Below are 13,447 nucleotides of genomic sequence, written 5' to 3'. Positions count from 1 at the left end.
TGTGACTCCCTTAAACCGTTGTCGGGTTAGGTTTGTTGATGTCGAGATCGTAGCGCTGGATCGCATCGCTGACGGTGCTGGCTGGAATATCACCTTGATCAGCCAAGGCTTTAAGTGCGGCCACAACCACATAAAAACGATTGACTTCAAAGAATTCGCGCAATTTTTTGCGTATATCACTACGCCCAAAACCATCGGTACCTAATACCGTGTAGGGTGCTGGTACCCAATTACGGATTTGATCGCCATACGTTTTAATATAATCGGTGGCACAAATTACCGGACCCTGGCGATTTTGCAGATTTTGCGTGACACAGGTGCTGCGCTGAGTGTCTTCCGGGTGCATTCGGTTCCAGCGTTCCACTTCCAGCCCTTCGCGGCGCAGTTCATTAAAGCTGGTGACGCTCCAGATATCTGAGCTGATGCCAAAATCCTGTTCCAGCAACTCGGCAGCGGCAATCACTTCACGTAAAATCGTGCCACTGCCCAGTAATTGTACTTTCGCTTTTTTAGCTTCGCTAAATAAGTACATCCCCTGGAGTATGCCTTCTTCTGCACCCTCAGGCAGCGCCGGGTGGGCATAGTTTTCATTCATCACTGAAATGTAATAAAACACATTTTCCTGATCGTGGAACATGCGCTTCATGCCATCATGTAAAATGATCGCAAGTTCATAGGCAAAAGTGGGGTCATAGGAAATACAGTTGGGGATCGTTGCCGCCTGCAAGTGTCCATGACCATCCTGATGCTGCAAGCCTTCACCTGCCAGCGTGGTGCGCCCTGCTGTGCCACCCAGCAAAAAGCCACGCGCCTGCATATCGCCTGCCGCCCAGGCCAGATCGCCAATACGCTGGAAACCGAACATGGAATAATAAATATAAAACGGCATCATGTTCACGCCGTAATTGCTGTACGCCGTTGCTGCGGCAATCCAGGAAGACATGGCACCGGCTTCATTAATGCCTTCTTCGAGAATCTGACCGTTTTTGTCTTCACGGTAATACATTACCTGATCAGCATCCTGTGGCTCATAAAGCTGGCCCACGGAGGAATAAATTGCCATTTGCCGGAACAGACCTTCCATGCCAAAGGTACGGGCTTCATCCGGGACAATCGGCACCACATATTTGCCAATTTTTTTATCTTTGCCCAGAACTGAAAGCATACGCACAAAGGCCATGGTAGTGGAATACTCCCGCTCACCACTGCTTTGCAGTTGTGCCTTAAAGGTTTCCAGCGGCGGGATCTCAAGTGGTGCAGCTTTATTGACCCGCGCAGGCATATAACCGCCCAGCGCTTTGCGCCGCTCATGCAGGTATTGCATTTCCGGGCTGTCTTCCGCTGGTTTATAAAACGGTGCATTGGGCAGTTCTTCATCGGAAACCGGAATATTAAACCGATCACGGAACGCGGTTAACGCTTCCATGCCCATTTTTTTCTGTTGATGGGTAATATTCTGCCCTTCACCGGCGATACCCATGCCGTAACCTTTAACGGTTTTCGCCAGAATCACGGTGGGTTGCCCGGTGTGTTTCACGGCTGATGCATAGGCAGCATAGACTTTATGCGGATCATGACCACCACGATTTAAGCGCCAGATGTCATTGTCGCTCATATTGGCGACCATGCGTTTGAGTTCGGGGTATTTGCCAAAGAAATGTTCGCGGGTATAAGCGCCGCCTTTGGCTTTGTAATTCTGATATTCACCGTCTACGCATTCTTCCATGCGTTTGCGCATCAGTCCCTGGGTGTCCATTGCAAATAAGGGATCCCAATAAGACCCCCAGATAACTTTAATGACATTCCAGCCAGCGCCACGGAAGTTGGCTTCCATTTCCTGAATGATCTTGCCATTACCGCGCACCGGGCCATCTAAGCGCTGTAAGTTACAGTTAATGACAAACACCAGGTTGTCGAGTTTTTCCCGACCCGCCATGCCGATTGCGCCCAGCGATTCTGGCTCATCCATCTCGCCATCGCCCATAAATGCCCAGATTTTACGCTGTTCATTATTGACGATATTGCGGTTGCTGAGATATTTCATGAAACGGGCTTGGTAAATTGCCTGAATCGGGCCTAAACCCATAGATACGGTGGGGAACTGCCAGAAATCGGGCATCAGCCAGGGATGGGGGTAAGAAGGCAGACCATCGCCATCTACTTCCTGACGAAAACGGCCTAATTGTTCTTCAGATAAACGCCCTTCCATAAAGGCGCGGGCATAAATTCCCGGCGCGGAATGGCCCTGAAAATAGATTAAATCACCACCATGACTACCATTGGCAGCGTGGAAAAAATGGTTAAAACCGACATCATAAAGCGTGGCGGCAGAGGCAAAACTGGCAATATGACCGCCCAGTTCGCTGCTTTCCTTGTTGGCGCGCACCACCATTGCCATCGCATTCCAGCGAATATAAGAACGCAAACGCCATTCCAGCGTGGAATCCCCAGGTTTTTTGTCTTCTTGGCTAACGGGGATGGTATTAACATAAGCGGTATTGGCGGAATAGGGTAAGTGTCCCCCGCGTCGCCGCGCCCGTTTAATCAGGCGTTCTATTAAAAAATGTGCGCGTTCAATGCCTTCGTTTTCAATAACCGATTCCAGGGCTTCCAGCCATTCTTCGGTTTCCTGGGAATCGGGATCAATACCCGGATCAAGCGTGCTTGTCATATGGTTCTCCATAATACGTCAACGGAGTTTTATAAAATGAGAAGCTGTTGGTAAACCTATTATGCTTGACATAGCGGCATTGCAGTTAGGAACGAGGATTTTATAATTCCCGAAACCAAGCTGGCCTTTTTCTCCATTTTCTGCGTTATGAAAACAGTTACATAGCTTGCTATGCGCCTGTTTTCATGCCTTGAAAATGAACAAAAATCCTGCGCCCAGTTTCGGTTCTTACTTTATCCTCGTTCCTTAACACAAAAAATCCGGGGTTGTGTAGCAATAAATTTTATATAGATTCCGGTTTTTCGTGTTAATTGCGTCTTGTTCTGCCATCGTTTATAACGGTTTACCAACAGTTTCTGGACTTCATAAACTCACAAAAACCTAAAAATTAACCGTATATGATAACCGATGTTGGACAAAGCGCATAATTCAGGTTATTTATGCAAACAAAGCTGCTTGTAATAATTGTTGGGTATAATGCTGCTGTGGCGCGGCAAACAGCTTTTCCGTCTGCCCCTGTTCAACAAAAGTCCCCTCGCGCATGACAATAATACGGTGTGACATGGCGCGGATAACTTTCAAATCATGGCTGATAAATAAGTAACTGATATGATGCTTTTGTTGTAAATGATGCAGTAATGATAAAACCTGTTTTTGCACAGAGACATCCAATGCACTGGTTGGCTCGTCTAATAAAATCAGCTTGGGTTCTAAAATCACCACCCTGGCAATCGCGATACGCTGGCGTTGACCACCTGAAAATTCATGAGGGTAACGCCATAACATATCCGCTTCCAAGCCGACTTCTTCGAGCATGGCGATAATACGCGTGCGGCGCTGCTCACGACTGAGTTGCGGGAAATGAATCTGTAAGCCTTCGCCGATAATTTGTTCCACCGTCATCCGGGGCGACAACGATGAATAAGGGTCTTGAAAAACTACCTGAAAATCTTTGCGCAAAGGGCGTAATTGGCGGGGTTTCAAATTGTGCAGGGCTTGCCCTGAAAAATAAATCTCACCTTCGCAGTCCTGTAAACGTAATAAACACATGCCCAGGGTGGTTTTACCGGAACCTGACTCCCCGACGATGCCCAGGGTTTCTCCGGGCTGTAAATGCACATCAGCATTATCAACGGCTTTCACCACGCCTTGTGTTCTGCGAAAAAAACCGGTTTTAATCGGAAAATGACAACGCAGTTGCTGTGCTTTTAATAAGGGCGCTTGTTGATTATCCGGCTCATCAACAATCATACGCTGGCTCAGTTGGCTGTCTAATAAACGCAGGGTATAAGGATGTTTTGGATTTTCAAACAATTGTGTCGTAGTATTTTCTTCAACCAGGCGGCCTTGTTGCATCACGCAAATACGATCCGTAAAACGGCGCACGATATTAAGATCATGGGTGATCAATAAAATCGCCATATTGGATTCTTTTTGGATTTTTTCCAATAATTCCAGAATCTGCATCTGAATAGTGACATCCAGCGCTGTTGTCGGTTCGTCTGCAATCAATAACTTAGGGTTACAAGCCAGCGCCATGGCAATCATGACACGTTGCCGCTGTCCACCGGAAAGCATATGTGGATAGGCATCAAAACGTTTATGTGGTTCCGGGATGCCGGTGTGATCCAGCAACTCTATCATGTGTTTTTTGGCGGCTGCGCGGGAATAGTTTTCATGTAGCAGCAAGGGTTCTATCAGTTGTGTGCCAATGGGATAAACCGGGTTGAGCGAAGTCATGGGTTCCTGGAAAATCATGGCAATATCTTTACCACGCACCCGGCGCAAGGCTGCTGCGGGAATATGTAATAAATCCTGCCCCTGAAATAAGATTTCACCACTGGGATAATGCACCTGCCCTGCTTCGTGCAAACCTAAGACTGATAAGGCAGAGACAGATTTTCCAGAACCCGATTCGCCAACCAGCGCGAGTTTTTCCCCCGCTGCAATCTGTAAATCCAGTTGCTGCACCACTTTGCTGCGCGGCTCATGGCGACCAAAGGCAACACTGAGTTTTCGAATTTCCAATAAGGGCGTAGCTGTTGTGGACTTATTCATCATAAGCAAAATCCAATAAAGTCTCTTTTATGCTGGCTGTCAGTGCCGCTTCAATCACCGTGCTTTGTTGTTGCCAGCGTCCGATACCGGGAGAAGGTTTCAATTTTTGACACCCCTGTTCAATTAATGTCGTATCAACCGGGTGCCCGATAAATTGCAATAAAGTGGTTAAAGTCTCTCTGGGCTGAAAACATAAGTCTTCGTATTTTAATATCAAATAATGACCCTTATTGAGTTTTTCTCCTGTGGTACGGGCAATCCGGTTACCTTTGTCCCATAACAGCAGTTGCTGGTGCAGCATATCCTGTTTCATGCCAGCTTCACCTAATAGCAGCCCGGCATGTTTAGCCAGTAAGTTTTGATTATTGCTTAAAGCCATATCCCGCCCATCACGCACCACATGAATAAACTTCATGTCAGGATAAAGTTGTTGGATAAAAGGAATCAGCCACATGCTACGGGGATTTTTAAATCCCCAGGCTTGCTCAGGCTGTGGTATATGCCAACGGTGTGCGCGTATGGTTTGTTGAAAACATGCCAATAAATGTGCTGGAATTTTTTGTTGCTGTTCTAATAAACAGAAAGTATCTACAAAATATTTCTGAAAAAAATGGCGGGTTGCCATAGCATCTTCCGTTCTTGGATTTATCCATGTCCCCATCCACACCCCGGCACTTTGCAGAAACTGGACTAACATACGTGTTCCCGATCCCCCTAAAGCACCAATGATGATAGGTGGCGGCAAAGCACTGACATCCGTTCTTTGCCACCTCAACCAACTGTACCAAAAGAGCAGGAATTGAGCTTGCGCCCAGGTGCCGTGATTTTGTGAATGGCTGGCAGGAATGCTGAGAAGTTTTGACATAATAGGTTTGTTTTATTTAATAAGGTTATAAGTGCTGGGACATGCGGTTTTCAATTTCGGCAACCGTTTTTTCTAAAGCAGCAGTCAGCACTTCGTGTCCTGTGTCAGTGACCAGGACATCATCTTCAATACGGATACCGATATTCCACCATTTAGGTGCAATATCTTCATCACCAGCAGGAATATAAATGCCCGGCTCAACAGTGAGCACCATGCCCGATTCAAATCCCCGCCATTCCTGATTGACTTTGTATTCACCCACATCATGCACATCCATACCTAACCAATGACCACTGCGATGCATGAAAAAACGTTTATAAGCTTCATTTTCAATCAGACTATCCAGCTCTCCCTGCAACAAACCCAGGTTTAATAAACCTTCCGTAATACTTTCAATTGCAGCAAGATGTGGCATGATCCAGGGGTTACCAGGATAAACTTCCGCAATGGCGGCTTCCTGCGCGTTTAATACCACCTCGTAAACTGCTTTTTGCGCAGGCGTGAAACGCCCGTTAACCGGGATGGTACGGGTAATATCGGAGGCATAAAACTGATATTCCGCGCCTGCATCAATCAACAGGACATCGCCATCGGCGAGTGGTGTATTGTTTTCCATGTAATGCAGAATACAACTGTTTTCACCACCGCCAACAATGGAAGGGTAAGCCATCTGGGCATTGCGTTCCATGAAAGTATGCGAAATCTGTGCGGCAATCTGGTATTCATTCATGCCTGGACGGCAGCATTCCATCGCCCGACGGTGTGCGGCAATGGCAATATTGGCGGAGATCCGCAGGGTTGCAATTTCTGCCGGACTTTTGAATAATCGCAATTCATTGATTAAATGATCCAGATGAATGGTTTCCGTCGGTGCGCAAACCCCTTCCCGAACCCTTGCCCGCAGGCCATTGAGCCAGCCATGCACCTGCTCATCAAATGCGGCGTCATAACCCATTGCATAATACAGGCGTGAACAGTTTTCCAGCAAACCCGGCACAATATCATCGACATCATCAATCGGGAAGGCATCATCTGCACCGTAAATATCGCAAGCATTTTCCAGCCCCACGCGCCGCCCGTGCCAGGTTTCCTGCTCCGGGTCTTTTTCCCGGCAAAACAGCAGATATTGGCCCTGTTCACGTCCTGGAATCAATACAGCTAAAGCCTCCTGCTCGGCAAAACCGGTTAAATAATAAAAATAACTGTCAGGACGATAGGGGTAATCCACATCCCGGTTACGGCTTTTTACCGGTGCTGTGGGAATTAAGGCGATGCCGCCGGGACCAATGAGTTCCATCAAAGCCTTACGGCGCTGTGTAAATTCTTTTTGATTTATCATAAAATTGTAAAATTTAGATTTTTAGCCGATATTTTAATGAGCGTCCTGCACCAACTGGTATTAAAACAGCTTTATCGCACAAATTCTTTAAATCACGCGAAGCCGTAATATCAGTTGTTTTTACCAGGTTTTTATACTTTTTCCGCGCAATACCATCAGCAAAATCCTCAGTTTCCAATAAGCGCTTAATTAATTTAATTTGACGCGGGTTAAAAACAACATCACGGTACCTGTCCCAAAATAAGACCGCAATGCGGATTTTGTATAATTTTGTCATACTTGACTGCGCTGCCAGTGCTATCTGTTCTAAGAACCAGATAATCCACGGTGTGATATCCATACTGCCTTTTTGACATTGTTCCAATAAGGCATAATAATCACTTTTATGCTGATCTATTTGCTGAGAAATTGAATATAAACGCAAACCACCAGACTCAGAGCATACCAGCGTCCGCTCAGCAATCATACGCGATAAACGCCCGTTACCATCTTCAAAAGGGTGAATGCTCACAAACCAGAATTTTGCAATTGCCGCTTTAATATAAACTGACATTTGATGTTTTGTATTCAGCCAGGATAAAAAAGCGTGCATTTCCGCACTCACGCAAGCATGAGAAACGCAAGCTGCCTGAAAATGTACGATTTGTCGACCATGCCGTCCTGAAAGCACTTGCATTGTTTCGTCACGATAATCACCAATTGTCATATCATATAATATTGGTTTATCTATAAACATACGCTGATGCCACTGAAACAGTTGTTTTTCAGTCAATGTCTGTGTTGCCGTACGCACGGCTTCCAATAGTACGGTAACAAATGCCTGGGCTGATTTTGAACTGGCTTGTTGCGTAATCCCGATACCCAATTGCCTGGCAATACTGGAGCGCACGGATTCCCGGTCCAGCATTTCCCCCTCAATTTTTGCTGTTGCCAGCGCTTCTTCCAGCAAAACCTGTGACTCAAGGGTTAAGCGTTGCTTTTCATCCAGTTCGGTTGCCAGCAGCGTCAGTGGCGCAACACTTTTAACGACATTCTCCAATGCCGGTAAAATCAACGCTGCCTGATAAGAAAAGTCTGGCCAGTTTGTTTGTTGCCAAATCCACATATTCTACAAAAAACCACTTATGATAGTCTCAGTTCGACGTAAGCACTTTGGAAAAAATTTTATACTCATCGCCTTAGCGATGAATGAATCTTATATCGAACTCAGGTTATGATACGAATAATAGTCTTAACCATATCATTTTTTGATACTAAAAAATCTTACCACATAGGCTCGAAGATTTTTTTTATCCATAACTGCGCCTCATCGAATTGCAAAGGCGCAACCCCGATAGCAAATTGTTGGGGTTTATCCAGCGTAATCGCGCCAGGGCGTTCTTTAGTGATTTTCTGATAACCCCAGTTTTTCTGATCAATTAATATTTTTTCAGGTAATTGACTGAGCATATGCTCAATTTTTTTAAGTTGCAAAAATGGACATAAATGGTAGTTTTGCAGATTGGTTTGCAGACGGTGGTTAATTTTAGCCTTATCCAAACAAAACACCTGCTCGCTTTCAAATTGACCGTCACATAACCAGCTTGCATCTTTATCCCAATTCAATTGCGCGCGCTGGCAACCCCAGATATTCGGGCTATCAGTATTCAGACCAAAACAATGCTCTGCTGGATGATAGGTACACTGGCGTTGTTGCAGGCAATCGAGAAAAGCAAAACAGCGCTCCCAGGGTTGCGGCACGCCTTCAATATAAACACCGCGCTGGGTTTCACTTTGTTTGCTAAGCTGCGTTGCCAGCGGTAAGGCATCCAGTATTTTTTGCTGCGGCCAGGTGGCAAAACTCCAAAGATGTTCGCCTGCTTGTTCCGATTTGGCAATTTCCTGATATTTGGGTGCGCTACGGGCAAGGTGTAATAACACATCACTGTGAATATCCTGGTCAAATGCCAGACACAGACCTTTATTTTTTTTGGGATCAAAGCAGGGTGATTGTTTTTTCTGGCTTTCCAGTAAGGCTATCGTGTGTTTCTGGTGTGCGCCACATTCCGGGCAAAAACGGAAACTGCGTAATTTTTGGGTGCCACATTGCCAACAGGCTTCCCACTGTGTTTGTTGCAGCAGGCGTTCCCGGCTTTGGCTAGCCAGCATTTGTATTTGCTGCTGACTGAATCCCAGGGTTTTTGAAAAACTCAACAAGACTTTTTTATCTACGGCATCCAATTGTTCATGTTGAAAAGCAAACAATAACATATCTTCCAGATTACTGACTTGCCTGGAAAAAATGCCAACAGGTGTGACTTTAAACCCCTTTTCCTGATGATATTGCTGGGCTTTTAAGACTTCCGTTTCTTCGGCTTCAAGCGTATTACATATCTGGGTAAATAAGGCCGATTGCACCAGCTCAGGATTTTCTTTTGGAAAAAAATATAAGACATTTGCCAGATATTGAATACGTTCTGCAGAAGTCATGGTGGTGGGTCACATGTTTTTTTTCAGGCTGCGAATAGAGCGCACCCAGGGTTGATTTTTTTTCCGCAATGGCTCAGGTAAGTTATTTAAAGCTTTTTTTGCCATCTGTGCATTTGCAAATAAACCATAGGTTAGCACATACCATTGCTTGCCTCGATATTGGGTTTTAACTAAGGCGAAACTATTATCCATTGCCGGGTCTACCATCTGTAACACAAATTGGCGTATACCTTCCAGCGAATGACTGCCTAATATCTGAATCACATACTGCTGTTCAGCCTGACGCTGTAACCACTGCGCAGAATACACACCAGCAATTTCGCTGGCATTTGTCGCCACTGCTGTTGTGGCAGTCTGGCGTTCTGCGTTATCTGACTCAGCTTCTGCCATCATCGCGCTGGCGATAGGCGTTGCCACAGCAGTTGTTGCATCAGGGTTTGATTCTATCATAGCAGACTCTGAACCCAAGTCATTTGTGGATGCAGGCAGGTTTGCTACTGGTGATTCTGATGTTTCCAGATTTTGTGACCTGTTTTCAGGTGTGGGCTGGGCAGGACTTAACAAACCCGTTGCCAATGGCGGCATGGTGCGGTTATCTTCCTGTGCTACCAGGCTTGCAACCGGTGTGGGGGGAGGCAGGGGTAAGGATTGCTCCAGACTTATGCCATCTCCCTGTGGCAGGAAATAAGCCTTAAAGTGATTGGCGGATAATAATACCCCTAGCAACACCACAAAAAGTATCGCTAACCAGAACCATTTTGAATGATGAGTCGTGCTATCAAGCTCTTTTTCTAAATCTTCTTGCAAGGCGCGCTCATGTTCATGATGCTTGAATGAAATAGTTTGATTTTTTGCAGCCAGTTCCTGGTGCTGATTAAAAGAAATGCGCGCCAGATGGTTTAACAAACCCGGTAAACCGTGTGATTTTCTGAACAGGGTTTTTACTGCCATCCCGGAAAAGGGCGAATCACCGTTGTAACGGGCGTCCTTCAACTGGAACTGTAAATAGGCATACACCTGTTTTTCGTTAAATACCGGAATATCCAGGGTGTGAATCAGGGTGTTTTGCACCATGGCAAATTCAGGTGTGGCAAACAGGCTGGTAATCTGCGGCTCACAAAACAGCACTATGCGCATCCGCGTTTGTACTTCGCCGCTCATCACCAACTCCAGCAAGCTGTGCAGGGTTTCCAGCGGCAGCATATGTGCATCGTCCATTAATAAGACGGGCAGCTCATTGTTATAGCGGGTTGCTGCAATATGTGAGCGCAGGGTTTCGCGCAAGGTACTCAGGGTTTTACCATCACTACGCACATTAAAACCTGTCAACAGGTTTTTTAATAACTGCTCTTCGCTCAACTCCGGACTGCTTTCCGGTGCAAATACTTTCCAATGGCCTTCGGTTTGCAGTTGTTGCAGCATACGGGTTTTGCCACAACCTAACTCTGCCAGAATCAACAATAACTGATCGCTGTGATCAATTAGATGTGCGATTAAATGCAGACGTTGTTTAAGTTCCGGCGTGGTATAAAATGCACCGACTTTGGGATCGGGTGAAAATAAATCCCGATAACGTTCAGAACCAGGGCGAAAACTGTTGAAAGCAATAGAAGCATTCATGTTAAGTATGGTTTTTCTTAAGGTAAAACACTGGGATTGAACAAACGCTCGTATTCTGCAATCGCAAACCGATCCGTCATACCCGCAATATAATCGGCGACCAGACGCGCACGCGCAGGATCCTGGCCTAATTTATCCTGTTGCGCCGTTAAAGAATGACGCATCTCACGCGGTAATAATTCAATATCTGTGGTAAAGGTGTCAAATAAACGACCAATGATCTGTTTGGCTTTGACCGACATGCGGTGAACCCGATGATGTTGATATAAATTTTTTTGCAAAAATCGTTTTAATTCCAGATGTTGTTCATACACAGGGGCGCTGAAACTAATCATAGGTTCATCCATATTACGCACCGCAGCCAGATCCGGCAGTTCCATCGCATCCAGCGACAAACGACTGGTTTCAAGCAGATTGACCACCAGTGTGTTAATCATGGTGCGAATGGTTTCATAAATCCAGCGCTTGGGATCGGCTTGCGGCCAGTCTTCCAATACCTGAGCATAATGTTGCTCAAACAAGGGTAATTCCCGCAGTTTCGTAACAGTGATTAAACCGGAGCGCAGACCATCATCAATATCATGATTATTGTAGGCAATTTCATCAGCCAGATTAGTAATCTGCGCTTCCAGCGTGGGTTGTTCATCATGCAGAAAACGCGCGGCAACCGGCCCTAATTGTTTGGCCCGGTTAGGCGAGCAATGTTTTAAGATGCCTTCGCGGGTTTCAAAGCTTAAATTCAAACCATCAAAAGCCGGATATTTCTGCTCCAGCTTATCCACCACCCGCAGCGATTGCAGATTATGCTCAAAACCGCCATAACGCTGCATACACTCGTTTAAGGCAGCCTGTCCGGCATGACCAAACGGTGTATGACCCAGGTCATGAGCCAAGGCAATGGCTTCCACCAAATCTTCATTCAAGTTCAGGCTGCGCGCAATGGTGCGGCCTAATTGTGCAACTTCCAACGAATGGGTTAACCGGGTGCGGAACAAATCACCTTCATGATTCACAAAAACCTGGGTTTTATATTCCAGACGACGGAAGGCTTTGGAATGAATAATACGATCCCTGTCGCGCTGATATTCTGTGCGATAACAAGGCGGTGCTTCGGTATATTGCCGACCCTGTGAAATCTCTGAGGTTGCCGCATAAGGCGCAAGCGTATAATTCATAAGCTTAATGTTAACCTGAATTCGATGTTAAAATTTTTTAAGAAAAAATACTAAAATCCAGTATGTACTATCAATAACTTGGCCTGAAGTGGAGGTAATTTTCAGTGTCTTTAGCAATGAAATAAGCCTACGCCGAACCCAGGTTAATATTGTTCTATCAAAACAAAGGACGCCGCTCTGTTGCCAGTGTTTTGTGTAATAAGTCAGCATCATAATCGGTGGTTAGCACCGCTTGAGCAATGGATTTTTGTAGTACCAGACGCACTTGACCATCAAGTACTTTTTTATCCACTTTCATCAAATCCAGCATAGTCTGGCTATCCAGACCCTCGGGAATACGCACGGGCAAATGCAATTTTTCCAATAAAGTTTCAATGCGATGGACTACTGATGCTGAAATCCAGCCCAATCGCTGTGATAAATCAGCGGCAAGATACATACCAATTGCCACCGCCTCACCATGCAGACACTGCCCATAACCCAAACCGGTTTCAATGCTGTGCCCAAATGTATGCCCCAGATTCAGCAATGCACGCACGCCGCCTTCTAATTCATCTTCCGCCACCACGTCCGCCTTATTCTGGCAGGAACGTTCAATGGCGTAAGCCAATGCATCGGGATCGCGACTCAGTAATGCATCGACATTTTGCTCCAGCCAGTCAAAAAAGGCCAAATCCCGAATCAGCCCATATTTTACGACTTCGGCAAGCCCTGCGCTGAGCTGGCGATCTTCCAGGGTATTTAAAGTATCAGTATCGCATAACACGACTTGCGGCTGATGAAACGCACCAATCATGTTTTTGCCCAGTGCGTGATTCACACCGGTTTTGCCACCCACAGAAGAGTCCACCTGTGCCAGCAAAGTGGTGGGAATCTGAATAAATGGTACGCCGCGTTGATAACAGGCGGCAGCAAAACCGGTCATATCGCCTACCACGCCACCACCAAGTGCAATTAAAGTGGTACGCCGATCACAGTGCGTGCGTAACAAACCATCAAAAACCTGATTTAAAACTTCCAGGTTTTTATATTGCTCGCCATCAGGCAGAATCACCGTTTCCACCTGAAAATCTGTTAAACCTGCCAGGGTTTTTTCCAGATATAAGGGGGCCACAGTTTCGTTACTGACCACCATTACCCGGCTGCTGCGGATATACGGCGCTAAATACTCGGCCTTGCCTAATAGGTCACGACCAATAAAAATAGGGTAACTGCGTTTACCAAGATCAACATTGAGTTTAATAGGTGAC

9 protein-coding genes are annotated in these 13,447 nt (G+C 46.0%); all 9 read right to left on the bottom strand.

The window, feature by feature from the left end; all coding sequences use genetic code 11:
• Positions 1-10: 10 nt before the first annotated feature.
• Positions 11-2,671 carry a pyruvate dehydrogenase (acetyl-transferring), homodimeric type gene (aceE, locus tag QUF61_RS12435; RefSeq protein WP_103921024.1) on the bottom strand — a complete coding sequence of 887 codons (2,661 nt, stop codon included), beginning with the start codon at positions 2,669-2,671 and terminating at the stop codon, positions 11-13.
• Positions 2,672-3,109: 438 nt separating this feature from the next.
• Complete coding sequence (locus QUF61_RS12430; protein ID WP_289681963.1) at positions 3,110-4,732, bottom strand: ABC transporter ATP-binding protein; 1,623 nt, start codon at positions 4,730-4,732, stop codon at positions 3,110-3,112.
• On the bottom strand, positions 4,722-5,504 hold the full coding sequence (locus tag QUF61_RS12425) for a sulfotransferase family protein (protein ID WP_289681962.1): 783 nt from the start codon (positions 5,502-5,504) through the stop codon (positions 4,722-4,724). Before QUF61_RS12425 ends, QUF61_RS12430 begins: the two co-directional genes overlap by 11 nt.
• A gap of 115 nt (positions 5,505-5,619) precedes the next feature.
• Entirely contained in the window at positions 5,620-6,933 is a 1,314-nt protein-coding gene (locus QUF61_RS12420) for an aminopeptidase P N-terminal domain-containing protein (RefSeq protein WP_286019445.1), read from the bottom strand.
• A gap of 13 nt (positions 6,934-6,946) precedes the next feature.
• Positions 6,947-8,038: a Fic family protein gene (locus QUF61_RS12415; RefSeq protein WP_289681961.1), complete on the bottom strand. Its 1,092-nt coding sequence runs from the start codon at positions 8,036-8,038 to the stop codon at positions 6,947-6,949.
• Positions 8,039-8,196: 158 nt separating this feature from the next.
• A complete protein-coding gene (locus QUF61_RS12410; RefSeq protein WP_289681959.1) occupies positions 8,197-9,402 on the bottom strand; it encodes a hypothetical protein in 1,206 nt (401 codons plus the stop codon).
• 9 nt (positions 9,403-9,411) lie between these two features.
• Positions 9,412-11,022 carry an AAA family ATPase gene (locus QUF61_RS12405; protein WP_289681957.1) on the bottom strand — a complete coding sequence of 537 codons (1,611 nt, stop codon included), beginning with the start codon at positions 11,020-11,022 and terminating at the stop codon, positions 9,412-9,414.
• 17 nt (positions 11,023-11,039) lie between these two features.
• Positions 11,040-12,197, bottom strand: coding sequence for a deoxyguanosinetriphosphate triphosphohydrolase (locus QUF61_RS12400; RefSeq protein ID WP_103921019.1), 1,158 nt, complete (start codon positions 12,195-12,197; stop codon positions 11,040-11,042).
• 157 nt (positions 12,198-12,354) lie between these two features.
• Positions 12,355-13,440, bottom strand: a complete 1,086-nt coding sequence (gene aroB, locus QUF61_RS12395; protein ID WP_289681996.1) for a 3-dehydroquinate synthase — start codon at positions 13,438-13,440, stop codon at positions 12,355-12,357.
• Positions 13,441-13,447: the final 7 nt, after the last annotated feature.

It is taken from the genome of Candidatus Venteria ishoeyi (assembly GCF_030378065.1).
Classification (GTDB): Bacteria; Pseudomonadota; Gammaproteobacteria; order Beggiatoales; family Beggiatoaceae; genus Venteria; species Venteria ishoeyi.
Note: the sequence above shows the minus strand (reverse complement) of the source record. Positions and strands in the feature narration are given on the sequence as shown.